At 55.0% G+C, this 12373-nt stretch carries 14 protein-coding genes and 1 riboswitch; of the genes, 10 read left to right on the top strand and 4 right to left on the bottom strand.

Going from position 1 to position 12373, the window contains the following annotated elements:
- Positions 1-59: 59 nt before the first annotated feature.
- Both ytvI and NI000_RS19205 read right to left on the bottom strand, forming a co-directional pair.
- On the bottom strand, positions 60-1169 hold the full coding sequence (gene ytvI / locus NI000_RS19200; RefSeq protein WP_253413069.1) for a sporulation integral membrane protein YtvI: 1110 nt from the start codon (positions 1167-1169) through the stop codon (positions 60-62).
- Between the two features lie 22 nt (positions 1170-1191).
- Positions 1192-1551: a winged helix-turn-helix transcriptional regulator gene (locus NI000_RS19205; protein WP_253413070.1), complete on the bottom strand. Its 360-nt coding sequence runs from the start codon at positions 1549-1551 to the stop codon at positions 1192-1194.
- Between the two features lie 170 nt (positions 1552-1721).
- Here NI000_RS19205 and NI000_RS19210 point away from each other — a divergent pair, with 170 nt between their 5' ends.
- From NI000_RS19210 to NI000_RS19245, 8 genes are all read left to right on the top strand, one after another.
- A complete protein-coding gene (locus tag NI000_RS19210) occupies positions 1722-2024 on the top strand; it encodes a heme biosynthesis protein HemY (RefSeq protein WP_010491539.1) in 303 nt (100 codons plus the stop codon).
- Between the two features lie 36 nt (positions 2025-2060).
- Positions 2061-2288, top strand: coding sequence for a DUF1450 domain-containing protein (locus NI000_RS19215; RefSeq protein WP_253413071.1), 228 nt, complete (start codon positions 2061-2063; stop codon positions 2286-2288).
- Positions 2289-2448: 160 nt separating this feature from the next.
- Positions 2449-3939 carry an esterase-like activity of phytase family protein gene (locus NI000_RS19220; RefSeq protein WP_253413072.1) on the top strand — a complete coding sequence of 497 codons (1491 nt, stop codon included), beginning with the start codon at positions 2449-2451 and terminating at the stop codon, positions 3937-3939.
- 184 nt (positions 3940-4123) lie between these two features.
- Positions 4124-5356: an MDR family MFS transporter gene (locus tag NI000_RS19225; RefSeq protein ID WP_253413073.1), complete on the top strand. Its 1233-nt coding sequence runs from the start codon at positions 4124-4126 to the stop codon at positions 5354-5356.
- A gap of 93 nt (positions 5357-5449) precedes the next feature.
- Positions 5450-5541: riboswitch (cyclic di-GMP riboswitch) on the top strand.
- Between the two features lie 85 nt (positions 5542-5626).
- On the top strand, positions 5627-5932 hold the full coding sequence (locus NI000_RS19230; protein ID WP_054972180.1) for a hypothetical protein: 306 nt from the start codon (positions 5627-5629) through the stop codon (positions 5930-5932).
- Between the two features lie 115 nt (positions 5933-6047).
- The gene (locus NI000_RS19235) at positions 6048-6857 is read left to right on the top strand and encodes a DUF2935 domain-containing protein (protein WP_253413168.1); all 810 of its coding nucleotides are present in this window, start codon (positions 6048-6050) and stop codon (positions 6855-6857) included.
- Positions 6858-7060: 203 nt separating this feature from the next.
- Positions 7061-7558 carry a CBO0543 family protein gene (locus NI000_RS19240; protein ID WP_253413074.1) on the top strand — a complete coding sequence of 166 codons (498 nt, stop codon included), beginning with the start codon at positions 7061-7063 and terminating at the stop codon, positions 7556-7558.
- Positions 7555-8043: a CBO0543 family protein gene (locus tag NI000_RS19245; RefSeq protein WP_253413075.1), complete on the top strand. Its 489-nt coding sequence runs from the start codon at positions 7555-7557 to the stop codon at positions 8041-8043. The genes NI000_RS19240 and NI000_RS19245 overlap by 4 nt, the downstream gene beginning before the upstream one ends.
- 138 nt (positions 8044-8181) lie before the next feature.
- Here the strand turns inward: NI000_RS19245 and NI000_RS19250 are convergent, their stop codons facing one another.
- The gene (locus NI000_RS19250; RefSeq protein WP_253413076.1) at positions 8182-9363 is read right to left on the bottom strand and encodes a THUMP domain-containing class I SAM-dependent RNA methyltransferase; all 1182 of its coding nucleotides are present in this window, start codon (positions 9361-9363) and stop codon (positions 8182-8184) included.
- Positions 9364-9504: 141 nt separating this feature from the next.
- Here NI000_RS19250 and NI000_RS19255 point away from each other — a divergent pair, with 141 nt between their 5' ends.
- Positions 9505-10149, top strand: coding sequence for an O-methyltransferase (locus tag NI000_RS19255; protein ID WP_253413077.1), 645 nt, complete (start codon positions 9505-9507; stop codon positions 10147-10149).
- 98 nt (positions 10150-10247) lie between these two features.
- Here NI000_RS19255 and NI000_RS19260 read toward each other — a convergent pair whose 3' ends face one another.
- Positions 10248-11021: an IclR family transcriptional regulator gene (locus NI000_RS19260; protein WP_253413078.1), complete on the bottom strand. Its 774-nt coding sequence runs from the start codon at positions 11019-11021 to the stop codon at positions 10248-10250.
- A gap of 246 nt (positions 11022-11267) precedes the next feature.
- On the opposite strand from NI000_RS19260, the gene NI000_RS19265 reads away from it, so the two are divergent.
- Positions 11268-12368 carry an ABC transporter substrate-binding protein gene (locus NI000_RS19265; protein WP_253413079.1) on the top strand — a complete coding sequence of 367 codons (1101 nt, stop codon included), beginning with the start codon at positions 11268-11270 and terminating at the stop codon, positions 12366-12368.
- The last annotated feature ends 5 nt before the right edge of the window (positions 12369-12373 follow it).

A 12373-nucleotide genomic window follows, 5' to 3' on the forward strand; every position in this document is an offset into this window, starting at 1 on the left:
CATAATCAATACAACAAAGAGCTGCCCGCCGGCAGCTCTTTTCTTCTCTATAGACGCCGCTATTTGCTCTTCGGAAGCTCCGGCTCGTACTCCTCCGCCGGCATGCGGATCCATTTCTTCAAGTAGCCTTGCTCGTACAGCGCTTTGATCAGGATGATGAGAATCGGCGATAAAATCAGTCCGGCCACGCCGAACAGAGACAGCGACACGATCATGAAGGAAAGCATCGTAAAAGCGGACACCCCGAGCGAGTCGCCCGTAATTTTCGGCTCCAGGATTTGTCTGGCGGAGATTACGACCGCGAGCAGGACGGAGAGCCAGATGGCCAGCGTCGTTTGGCCGACCACGAACAGGTAGATAATCCACGGAATGAACAGCGTCGAGACGCCGAGCAGCGGCAGCACGTCGAAGATGGCGGACAGCAGCGCGATGGAAAACGCATTTTTGATATTCATGACGAGCAGCGCGATGAAGATGACGGCAAACGTCACGCTAATCAGCTTGGCCTGCGCCTTGATATAGGTGACGATGCCGATCAGCACGTTTTCGCGGAGAAAGTGGAACGCTTTCTTGAACGTGTTGGGCGTCTTGTCCTCCGCGATCCGCTTCCAAGATTCGATCTCGATGCTTAGAAAATAGGCGAGAATGATCGCAATGACGAAGTTCACCACGAAAGCCGAAAAGGACGTAAGGACCGTAAACGTGCTGGTCAGGAACGAGCGGGCGATTTCGGTCGCTTTTTTCGCGATTTCCGCCGAATATTCCTTCGCTTTATTCACGATCTCTGCCGTCGGCAGCGTGCCGAAGCGGTCTTGCAGTGTGTCCGTCTGCTTGGCGATTTCCTGTGTCAGCACCGCGGCATATTCGGGCAACTTGTCTTTCAGGTTGACGATCTGGCTCGTGAAGATGACTCCGGCGCCGGTAATCGCTCCCAGAATGATGAGCACGAAAATGATGGTCGAAATCGCGGAAGCGATCGCCTTCTTGATGCCCCTGCGGTGCAGGAAGCGCGCGAACGGCTCGATGATCATGTAAACGATAAACGCCAGGAAGATCGGGGTCGCAATGCGGTACAGGTAACTGAAGACGAACATGAACAGGTACACGGTAATCACAAGCAAAGCGATGTCGAAGATCGTTTTGTAATATTTGCGGTAAAAAGAAATCATAGGTCACCTCGGAATCTCAGGGTCAGCACCATTTGGCCGCCCACAGCTTCATTTCTTTTAACATTCGGTGCAAATCCTCGCCTTTGGGCGTCAGCGTGTATTCGACCGTAACGGGGACGGTCGGATAAGCCGTCCGCTCGAGCACGCCGTTTTCCTCCAAGTGGCGCAAGGTATCCGTCAGCGATTTGGGGCTGATGGTTGAAATGTTGCGCTGCAGCTCGCCAAACCGTTTCGTTCCTCCGAAAAGCTCCCGCAGAACGAGAAACGACCATTTGCCGCCGATCACGTCAAGCGCTTTTTCGATCGAGCACTCGATATGAACCGGCTGCTTGGGGACATAATTGCCGGGGTGCCGGTTTTGTTTGCTTTCCGTCAATGACATCTCGCAGTCTCCTCGCTTTCCATTCGTGCGTGAGTTCATATACCTGTAATCATATCAGAAAGGGGCGGCTTCTTACCAGCATTTGTGAACCGGCTGCGGAAGGTTGCTTTCGTTCCCGGGTTTATATACAATAAGGGGAAAATGCTTATTAGTGGGAGATGTGCCTGAACATGAAATGCAAAATTTCGCGCAATGCCGCCAAAGTGCTTTTGGCTGAGATGGAACAAGAGGAAAACAAAGAATTGAAGCTTCGCGTATATGTAACGCACAAGCACGGCGATCATGCGCACTACGGGCTCGGAATGGACACACCTACGGAAAATGACGTGGTCGTGACCACCGACAGCGGGATCGACGTTATTTTGCAGAAGGACGAGCCGCTGCTGGACGGCGTGCGCGTCGACTACTTCTATTTGCCGGAGGAAGGCTTTGCGGTCACCAATCCGAGCAAAGGCAACCACGGCGACCATTAATCGGCCGCCCGGATGCCTCAGAAAGGATAACTCCGCATGGCCAACGATATTCGCGTCTGCGACAAATGCAAGCATATGAAAATGAAAACCGCGCTGCCGAAGCTGCAGAAGCTGGCGCCTGACGCCGACATCAAAGTCGGCTGCAAGTCCTATTGCGGTCCGTGCTCGCGGTTTGCCTTCATTTATATTAACGGCCGGTACGTGACCGGCGCAACGGAAGACGAAGCGATCGAGAAAGCAAGCAAGTATATTAAGAAGAAATGATGGACGAACCTCCTGGCGCAGTTTGCGGCCGGGAGTTTTTTTTATGGCTGCAAGGCTTTACAAAATCTTCATATGCCCTTTACATCGTCGAAACAATCGGCAACTATGCTAAGAAAAGTGAGTCCAAGAACCTAGTTTGATTCGCCGGAGGGGTATCGTCATGATGAAACGTTGGTTGAAAAAGAGAAAATGGCTGGTCCTGTCGCTCGCCGCAATGACGCTCATGGGAGCGCAGACCGCAGCAGCCGCAGAAGGCGGCATGGAAGCGATCGGCACGAAGTTCGGCATTTGGTCGGGCGGTAAAGAAGTGAAGACGGACAAGGCTCCCGTCCTGATCGACGGCAGTACCTATGTCCCGCTGCGCGCACTGGGAGAAGCGCTGGGCAAGCAGGTGGAATGGAACGAATGGACGCAGTCGATCCGGCTGAAGGAGATGCCGAAGGTTGCAGCCGTACACGAATGGAAAAATCCGGGGACGCTGGTAGGCAACTTGAAAGAGGGCGGCTTCTCGGGGCTGATCCATCTGCCGGGCGACCCGGCCGACGTGTTCTATACGCTGGCTGACCGTGGGCCGAACGGCGAGTTCGGCAAGGACAAGCTGCGCACGTTCCCGAACGAGGCGTACGTGCCGCGCATCTACAAGATTAAAGCGGCCGGCGGAACGATCGAAGTGCTCGAAACGATCAAGCTGCATTTGCCGGCCGGGAAAACCGACAAGTTCAGCAAGACGGCGGAGCTCACCGGTCTGCCGAACATGGAAGGCAGCGACGAAGTTCCGTACGACGGCAGCGGCACGAAGAAGCTGGCTTACGATCCGGACGGGCTGGACCTTGAAGGCATCGCCTATAACCCGGTGGACGATACGTTCTGGTTATCGGACGAGTACCGTCCTTCCGTGCTGCAGGTGAAACGCGACGGTACGGTTGTCGGACGGTACGTGCCGCAGGGAGCGAAGGAGCAATTGGTTGCGGCGGGCGCGCAAACGGAGATTTATGACATTTTGCCGGCGGTGTACGCGAAACGGATTCCGAACCGCGGCTTCGAAGGCGTCACGATTTCGCCGGACGGCAAATATTTGTACGCTTCGATCCAGAGCCCGATGGCGGTTCCGGATAAAAAGACGGGCGAAGCGTCCCGCAATATGCGCATCTTGAAGATGGATTTGGCCGCCAAAAAAGTCGTCGGCGAATATTTGTACATCGCGGAGAACGCCGATTCGTTCATGAATGTGAAGCAGAAGGACGTCGTCATCAGCGACTTATCCGCCTTGAGCACCGATGTGCTGCTGGTGGACGAGCGCGATAAAAACAGCGGCAAGGAAGCGCAAATTAAGCGCATTTACCGGGCGGACTTCTCGGCGGCAACCAATCTGCTCGGCACAGAGCACAGCGACAATCTGGAGAAGCTGACGCTGGCGCAAATCAAGGAAAAAGGCATCGTGCCGGCCGGCAAGGAGCTGATCGTGGACGTGGCGAAGCTGGGTTACCCGCACGAGAAGCTGGAAGGGCTTGCGGTAGTGGACAAGCATACGATCGCCGTTGTAAACGACAACGATTTCGGCGTGGACGGCTACGACGACCAAGGCCAGCTGAAGGTGAACGGCAACCCGACGCAAATGTACCTCATCCAGGTCGGCGAAGAATTAAAATAAAATCGTCAGTGCAGAAAGAGCTCGTCCAGGCGGACGGGCTCTTTTTCGTCACGCCATTATTTTTTGCCGAATGTCTGGGCAGGCTCGACCAATTGCTGTATAATGAAATCCTGTTTCATTCCATGGCTAATTTTACCGAAGGTTAAATATACCGGGGGTTACACACGGAGAGAAGGTCGGTACGATGTTCGCAGCTGTAAAGTCTCGTTTGCTTCATTTTTTACGCGAGTATCATCCGATCGTGCATGTGCTGCTTGTAGGAACCGCTCTGGCGCGGATCGCTTCGTCCATGAGCATGCCGTTTCTGGCCATTTATTTGTCGCGGGAGTCGGGGCTGCATCCGATCACGATCGGCGCGATCATCGGCATCGGCTCGCTTGCCGGCATGGCGGGCGGCTTCGTCGGCGGAGCTTTGTCCGACCGTCTGGGACGCAAGTTCATCATGATGGTTGCCTTGATCGGCTGGGTGATCGTCTTTGCCGGCTTTGCGCTTGCCAAATCGCCGCTGCTCTTCATGCTGTTCAATATGCTGAACGGGCTCTGCCGTTCGCTCTACGAGCCGGTATCGCAAGCGCTGATGGCCGACGTGACGGTGAAAGAAAAGCGGCTTAACGTCTTCACGATGCGTTATCTTGCGATCAATGTCGGCGTGGCCGTCGGACCGCTGCTCGGCGCCTACTTCGGCATGTTCGAAGCCTGGCTGCCGTTTCTGGTTACGGCTTTCATTTATTTGACCTACGCGGGGTTGCTCTATGCGCTGCTGCAGGCGTTCGGCATTCGTCAGATCGAAGGGGAGCACCGCAGCGGGGTGACGGTCCGCTCGGCTTGGCGGGTCATCGCGAGCGACCGTGTATTCCGTTATTACATTGCAGGCGGGATTATCGGCGCGATCGGCTATTCGCAGATGATGGCCACCTTATCGCAATACGTGCAGCAAAGCGTAGCCGACGGGGCGACGCTGTTCGCGCTGCTGATGACGATCAATGCGGTGACGGTCGTCCTGCTGCAGGTGCCGCTGTCGAAAATGTTCGAAAGCCGCGGTCCGATGGCCGCCATTGCGGTGGGCGGTCTCATGTTTGCGCTTGGGGATGTCGGCTATGCGGTATCCACCGGCTGGATCGGATTTATGATCTCCATGGTTTTGTTCACCGTCGGGGAAGTGCTGAATTTTCCGGCAACGAACATGCTGATCGACCGATTGGCGCCGGAAGGAATGCGGGGCACGTACTTCGGCGCGCAGTCGTTTACGAATCTCGGGCATTTTCTCGGTCCTTTGGCGGGCGGTGTGCTTTTGTCGGAATGGGGAGGCGGTCCGCTGTTCTCCGTGATGGCAGTCGTAACGGTGGCGGGAATATATTTTTACTGGAAAGGTCAGCAAGTCTATAAAATGTTTCATAATTCACATGAAAATTCATGAAAATAGGCCGTAAGAACTATGTATTCTATAGGGTTGATCTTTTATCCTAAGAGATGAGATTCAATCATACACAAAAAGACAATTTTCGAGCGTGCTCGATAAAGGCAAACCGGGCGAAGGCCCGCGGGCGCAAAGCTATAGAGGCTAAGGCGCCGAGGTTGCGTGATGCCAGCCAGTTTACCGAAGGCACGGAGACGCGCGATGATAGATGCGGACTCCCGTACCGTCAACGGAGAGTCTTTTTGTTTGCATATAAAGGAGCGAGAACGGATGGCAGATCAGAGCCAAGGACGGAGCATCATGACGAAGCAAGGCTTCTATACCAAAGTGGGCAACGATTTCGTCGGCGTCTTTTTGTCGAGCGAAGGCCCGAAAATGTTCATTAATCGCGAGGTGTACGAGCTCGCATCCTCCTGCTGGGACGTCGAAATGGTTAAAGGGCGCAGCCGGCAGGTCATTACGTTTTATTGGCGCGGCGAAGTGAAGCTTTCCGTGCGGTGCGAAGCGGACAATGAAGTGTTCATGTCGCTCTTCGATTATTGGAGCTGCCGGGCGCAAGACCTCCGTCACGCCTAGCGGCCGCCTGCCGATCCCGATTCTCTCTTTCGAATAGGCACTCGCCCCGGTCGTGGTGCATACGATGCTTGTAGCACATGACGGCTTATCGGCCAACGGGGAGGCAGAGACAGGGATGGCAACGGATTTCGAGACATCTGCGGCGTTCGAACACCGGTTCTGGCTGCAGGTGATGGGAGATCATGCCCGGTTTATTAAAGATTCGCTGTCTGCGGACGAATCCGAAGAGGTGACGCGGGCCCGGGGAGTGATCGCGGCCTTCGACGGTCTGCTGCAGCGTGCCCGCAAGACGCAAGAGCGCGAGCGGCTAAGCGAGATTACGCGGGAGGCGTACCGCTTGACGCAGCAATTGCGCAGCTTCAAGCTGCATCTGCTGCAGAGGCAGTTGATCGGGAAGATCACAATCGGACTGTCGGCTTCGTTTCTGAGCCATATGGTGAACGAGGCTGAGGAATATTTGCGGGTGCTGGGGAGTCTGCTTTCCGGGCAACCGGCCCCCGTGTTCCATGAGCTTCATCATCATCTGGTTTGGCTGCAGGATGCCTACGGGCATGCGAGCTCGATCGCAAGCGATCTCGATATGGCGGAATCGCGTTTGAACGAGATGGCACGGACGTTCGATCAGCATTTTCGCGAATTTTATTTAAAAGCGGTCGAGCTGGCCGGGTATTTGCGCGCGAATGTGAAGAAATTTCCGGCTTTGCTACGTTTCGGCAAAGAAGTGGAGCTCGAAATGGCGCTGTTCATGCAGTTTCTGCGGGAGCTGGAGGAGCTGCGGCTTAGCAAGCAGGCGCTCGGGACTTTGTCGCCTTTAATGGCAGATCATATGTCTCGCGAGGAGTGCTACTACCTGATGAAGCTTTCTCAGTCATCGGAGTATAAAGCGCCCGTCTGCGACCCGGCCCGTCCCCGCGTCGAGACTTAGCTTGAATAAATCGAATACATCCTTACAAGGCCCAAGCTGAATCATTGCTCTGGTCTCGTAAGGATTTTTTGCTTTTGGCCAAAAAGGGGTCAGGAAGGTTAAAGCGGCAGGCAAATGGAAATATTGGATGGTGTCGTTCAAGACATTGTTGACAACATTCATCGTCGAATCCGATGAAGTTGCAACGGAGGACTGATACCCCTATGGCCAAGGAACAATCCATCCTGTTTTTGATGTGGATCGCCAGTGTGCTACTGCTTGGTATGACCGGACGCCGACGTGTGAGAGCCACTGTGCTTCTAATCTTTATTTTTCAAGCACTGACCTGGTTGTTGAGTTTGGTGCTGACGAGCTTGTCCTTGTTCGAATTTCCGGTGCGGGAATTGCCGAGGGCGACATCGATTAATTTTACGTCTGAGTTTATCTTGTTTCCGGCTTATGCCGTATGGTTTCACTATACGTATCCCGAGTGGAAAAGCAGGGCCCGTCAGATCGGGCATTATGCGCTGTTTGCCACGCTTTTCGTCGCGTTTTACAGTTTGCTTGGGCACTTCACATCGCTTGTGAAATTTCACGCTTCGCCGGCTTGGCTATATCTTACCTTTCCGGGTGAGCTCTATATTACCCGGCAGGTGTTCCTGTGGTTCGTTCGGGAGGAACCGGGAAAGTCTGTTGCAGGCTTATCGGAGAAACGGTTATGAGCAGATTCATCGAGCAGTGGATTCTTTTCTTCGTCTGGGGGATGACACTGGCTTCCCTTTTACTCATTCCGAAAGAGAAGTATCGCGTCGCGCTTATGGTTTTTTTATTTAAACAGTGCGTCACCTGGCTGCTCGGGCTTCTTGTGGTCGAGTGGGAATGGATTGCCTACCCGGTCCGGTTGTTTTGGAAGGTGAATGCCACCAGCTTTACATTCGAATATTTCGTCTATCCGGTCATTTGTATTTTCTTTATGCTGTATTATCCCGAGCGCCGGGGCGGATGGGCGAAGCTCGCGTATTACGCGGCTTTTACGACCGGAATCATGGTGCCGGAATACGTGATCGAGCGCTGTACCCGGCTTATCGATTACTTGCACTGGACCTGGTATTGGAGCTGGATCAGCTTGTTTCTCACGTTCGGGATGTCCCGGTTGTTCTACGTATGGTATTTTAAGCCGGTGCGGCCGGCAAAAATCAAGCCCTGAGCTTATTGCTTAGGGCTTAGCTTGTCAAGAAAGTGGGCATTTACAAAAATAGAGATGCAAACGGAAGTGGATACCCCACCCCTACGTAACCTCTATTATCCCATTTGACCACTTTCTCGACACTCAGAAGCCCTGAGCTTATTGCTCAGGGCTTGGGTTCGTCTCCCGGTCCTTGCGCCATGCGTATAAGCCGCCGGGTGCGAAGTACTGGTACAATTGGCATTCGATTCGTCCGTTAAACAGCTTCCGCTTCTTGTCTGCCGGCCGATTCATGTAATGCTCAAACTGCTTGGCCGGGGTCAGGACAAAAGCGGACCAGGTAGGGAGCTGCGCATACAAGTGTCCGAAATCGCGGACGGCGCGTTCCGCTTCGCTCCGGTCGCCCAGTCGTTCGCCGTAAGGCGGGTTCGTAATGGTGCAGCCGTAATCTCCTTGCGGCCGCGCTTTGGCTACCGGCAGTGTCTGCAGGCTGAGCTCCTTGGCCAGTCCGGCCGCTTTGGCCGACGCTTGGGCAACCTCGATCGCGCTGCGGTCGAGGTCCGAACCGGCGATCTGCAGCGGCACGTCGTCGCGCACGAGATCGTACGCTTCTTCGCGCGCTTCCTGCCATAACGACTCGGGGACGAGCGGCCACGCCTCTGCATTGAAGCTGCGTCTCAGGCCCGGTGCCAGATTCCAGCCGATCATGGCCGCTTCGACCGGGATCGTCCCCGAGCCGCAGAACGGATCGTACAGCGGGCGCTCCGGCTGCCAGCGGCTGAGCAGGATCATGGCTGCCGCCATCGTTTCCTTCAGCGGCGCTTCGGTGACCAGCTTGCGGTAGCCGCGCTTGTGCAGCCCGGGGCCCGTCGTGTCCAGCGTAATCGTCGCGATATCGTTCAGCAGCGCGACCTCGATAACGAAGCGGCCGCCCGTCTCGCGGAACCATTCGGTTCCGTAGCGCACCTTCATGCTTTCGACGACGGCTTTCTTCACGATGCCCTGACAGGCGGGAACGCTGGACAGCTGCGATTTATGCGAGCGTCCTTCGACCGGAAACTCGCCGTCCTCGGGAATCCATTCCGGCCAAGGCAGCGCTTTGACGCCTTCAAACAGCTCGTCGAAGGTGCGCGCCGGGAACTGTCCCATTTTGACCAGCACGCGGTCGGCGGTCCGCAGCCACAGGTTCGCCCGTGCGATCGCCAGTGCGTCTCCGACGAACGTGACGCGGCCGTTCTCAACCGTCACCTGATCGTATCCGAGGTCGCGGACTTCCCGGGCGACAACGGCTTCCAGGCCCATGGGGGCGGTAGCAATCAATTCAATGGTGTTCGATGTCAACGCTTGCTCACTCCTTGGAAAAGCCATACAATAAACTAGTATAGGCGATTGGCCCCGATTATACAACGGCGGCGGGAACAAAGGTAAGGAACGGTACAGCCGTACGCCCTACGAGGACCAAACGGAGGAGGAAGAACGGAGATGACGGAGATGCCATTATCGGCGGAAGCGTATTTGGAAGGGTTGTTCGAGCCCGATGCGGAGCTTGAGCGGGTGCAGGAAGGCATCCGGGAGAACGGGATGCCGGAAATTTCAATCGCGCCGGGGTACGGCCGGCTGCTGACGATGCTCACGCGGCTCGTTCGCGCGGAGCAGGTGCTGGAGATCGGGGCGCTGGGCGGCTACAGCGGCATTTGCTTGGCGCGCGGCCTGTCCGACGGCGGCAAGCTGGTATCGCTGGAGCTGAAGCAGGAGTATGCGGACTTGGCGCACAAGCACTTGCGCGAAGCGGGGCTCGGCGACAAGGTCGAATACCGGATCGGTGAGGCGCTGGATAGTTTGGAGGCGCTGTCGGCGGAAGGACGGCGGTTCGATCTGTTCTTTATCGATGCGGACAAGGGCAACTATCCGAATTATTTGGAATGGGCGATCAAGCTGGCCCGGCCGGGCGCGCTCATCCTCGGCGACAACCTGTTGATGCGCGGCAAGACGACCGATCCGGAGCAGACCGGCAACGCCGTGACGAAGATGCGCCAATTTAACGAAAGCATAGCGCGCGATCCGCGTCTGGAAGGCGTGCTGCTGCCGGCGTATGATGGCCTCGCCATTGCAAGAGTGCGGGGATAGAGGCAGGCAGGTGAAGATGTAGACATATAGCGAAGAGACGGGTTCCCATGGTCGTGGCGACGAGGGAACCCGTCTCTTTTGTCTGTAAAACCTCCGCTCTAAGCCCCTGTGGTCCCTGTCCCCCGATAGCCGAGCTCGTGCGATATGGCGCGTGTAATCCCCACCACCTCTTGAATCCACTGTTCATGGTACGGCAGCATACGATCGGTCGGGCCGATCACGCTGACGGACGCAATCGCTTTCCCGTCGGCATCGAAGATCGGCGCTGCGATCCCGGTCGCGCCGACATTGCGCAGGTTTGAGCTCAGCTCGTATCCTTTCGTCCGAATGTCCTCCAGCCTGCGTTTCATCGTCTCCGCGTCGGTAATCGTATATGCGGTATACGTTTTCAATTGATCCCCCAGCACTTCGTCGATGAAAGCGTCGTCCCGGTAAGCCAAAATGGCGCGCGCCGCCGAGGTGGCGTACATCGGAAACCGCCGGTGCTCCTCCGCATTGAAGCGGATCGGATACTGCGAGTCGATTTTATCGACATAAATGGCATCCTGACCGTCAATGACGCACAGCGTGACGAGCTCCTTGGTCTTATCCGAGAGCTGGGTAAGAAACGGTCTGGCGAAATCGACGAGATTGTGATTTTTCAGCACCTTGTTGCCGAGCTCCAGCAGCGTATAGCCGAGCGAATACTGCTTGGTTGCGGGATTTTGCTTGATAAAACCTTCGCTTTCGAGCGTCATCAGCAGCTTGTGCACCGCACCCTTGGATAGCTCCAGCTTGCGGCTCAAATCACTCACGCCGAGCTCTTTTGGAGAATCGAGAAATAATTTCAGCAGCTTGCAGCCGTTTTTGACAGAGGATAAATGGTTGTCCATAACCTTCGTGCTCCTTGCCGTCGTTGAGTTGAGGGACGGTTTGAAATGTAGAGTAAGTGTAACATAAAGCGGGCAATTTTCCCAGAATTCGCTTTCGCATGTTAGAAAACATAACATTGAAAACGTTTTAATAAAAATAAACTATTGCGCTTTATCCAAGTTACGTGCTAAAATCTCCTTGTGTTTCTCGTATAGTAAACGATGTTCACGTATAGTGAACGATACCACATCCGAGGAGGAATTTCAATGAATAAAAAAATGGGGGTTCTAGCGGTATTGACGCTTTGCGGCTCGCTGCTCGCAGCATGCGGATCAGGGAAGCCGGCGGCATCGGGTGAAGCGGGGCAAGAACAAGCCGGCGGTACGAAGCCGGAGAAGCAGCTCGTGATCTCCGGTAACGGAGCTACGGTAGAGCAAATGATGAAGGACGAAGTGTTCAAAAAATTCAATGAAAAATATCCCGATGTGAAGCTCACTTATGTATCCGGCGTCGCCACTGAAATCGTGGCCAAAGTGAAAGCGCAAAAAGGCGCTCCGCAAATCGACGTAACCGTGATCGAAGCGGGCGAGCAGGAAGCCGGCCGTGCGGAAGGGCTGTGGGAGCCGTTGAACGATAAGGACGTTCCGTCCATGAACAAGGTTTCTCCCGAACTGAAGGTGAAGGACAACAGCGGCGTAGCGGTCAACTTTACCCCGATGGGTATTTCATATAATGCGGAAATGGTGAAGTCCAAGGGCCTCCCGGTGCCGGAGTCGTGGAACGATCTTGCTCGTCCGGAGATGAAGGGGAATTTGACGCTCAGCGAAATTTCCAGCAACTTCGGCCGTTCCGCGCTGATCATGCTTGCTTATGCAAACGGCGGCTCGGAGAAAAATATGGAGTCTGGTTTTAAAAAGTTGGAAACGGTTGCGGGCTATATGCCGACTTTCGCCAAGAGCGCAGCGCAGTTGCAGCAAAACCTGCAAAACAAGACGGCTGCGTATACGGCTTGGACGATGGCACGCAGCTTGGTACAGAAGGACGCCGGCCTGGATCTCGAATTCGTCATCCCGAAGGAAGGTGCGAACCTGGTGCCTACCGTAGCGTCGATGGTCAAAGGGGCGAAAAACCCGAACGCCTCCAAGCTGTTCATCGAGTTCCTGCTTTCGGACGAAGTACAGGCGATGTACGCAACCAAGCTGTACTACAATCCGGCAACCAAGGTAAATCTGCCGATGGATATTTCCAAGAAGCTGAGCTTCGACATGAAGAAAGCCGTCAAATTCGATTACGAAGTTATCAGCAGCAAAACGCCGGAGTGGCTCGACCGCTTCAATAAAGAAATTGCGCCGAAAGTCGGCAAATAGGTGAA

Origin of the sequence: Paenibacillus tyrphae, assembly GCF_024158745.1 — a bacterium.
GTDB lineage: Bacteria > Bacillota > Bacilli > Paenibacillales > NBRC-103111 > Paenibacillus_G > Paenibacillus_G tyrfis_A.

Bases quoted from the DNA above. Each gene is read 5' to 3' on its own strand.
- NI000_RS19235 (WP_253413168.1), top strand. From the start codon at position 6,048: ATGGCAACGGATTTCGAGACATCTGCGGCGTTCGAACACCGGTTCTGG.
- NI000_RS19245 (WP_253413075.1), top strand. From the start codon at position 7,555: ATGAGCAGATTCATCGAGCAGTGGATTCTTTTCTTCGTCTGGGGGATG.
- NI000_RS19205 (WP_253413070.1), bottom strand. From the start codon at position 1,551: ATGTCATTGACGGAAAGCAAACAAAACCGGCACCCCGGCAATTATGTC.
- NI000_RS19265 (WP_253413079.1), top strand. From the start codon at position 11,268: ATGAATAAAAAAATGGGGGTTCTAGCGGTATTGACGCTTTGCGGCTCG.
- NI000_RS19240 (WP_253413074.1), top strand. From the start codon at position 7,061: ATGGCCAAGGAACAATCCATCCTGTTTTTGATGTGGATCGCCAGTGTG.
- NI000_RS19260 (WP_253413078.1), bottom strand. From the start codon at position 11,021: ATGGACAACCATTTATCCTCTGTCAAAAACGGCTGCAAGCTGCTGAAA.
- NI000_RS19220 (WP_253413072.1), top strand. From the start codon at position 2,449: ATGATGAAACGTTGGTTGAAAAAGAGAAAATGGCTGGTCCTGTCGCTC.
- NI000_RS19210 (WP_010491539.1), top strand. From the start codon at position 1,722: ATGAAATGCAAAATTTCGCGCAATGCCGCCAAAGTGCTTTTGGCTGAG.
- NI000_RS19230 (WP_054972180.1), top strand. From the start codon at position 5,627: ATGGCAGATCAGAGCCAAGGACGGAGCATCATGACGAAGCAAGGCTTC.
- NI000_RS19225 (WP_253413073.1), top strand. From the start codon at position 4,124: ATGTTCGCAGCTGTAAAGTCTCGTTTGCTTCATTTTTTACGCGAGTAT.
- NI000_RS19215 (WP_253413071.1), top strand. From the start codon at position 2,061: ATGGCCAACGATATTCGCGTCTGCGACAAATGCAAGCATATGAAAATG.
- NI000_RS19255 (WP_253413077.1), top strand. From the start codon at position 9,505: ATGACGGAGATGCCATTATCGGCGGAAGCGTATTTGGAAGGGTTGTTC.
- ytvI (WP_253413069.1), bottom strand. From the start codon at position 1,169: ATGATTTCTTTTTACCGCAAATATTACAAAACGATCTTCGACATCGCT.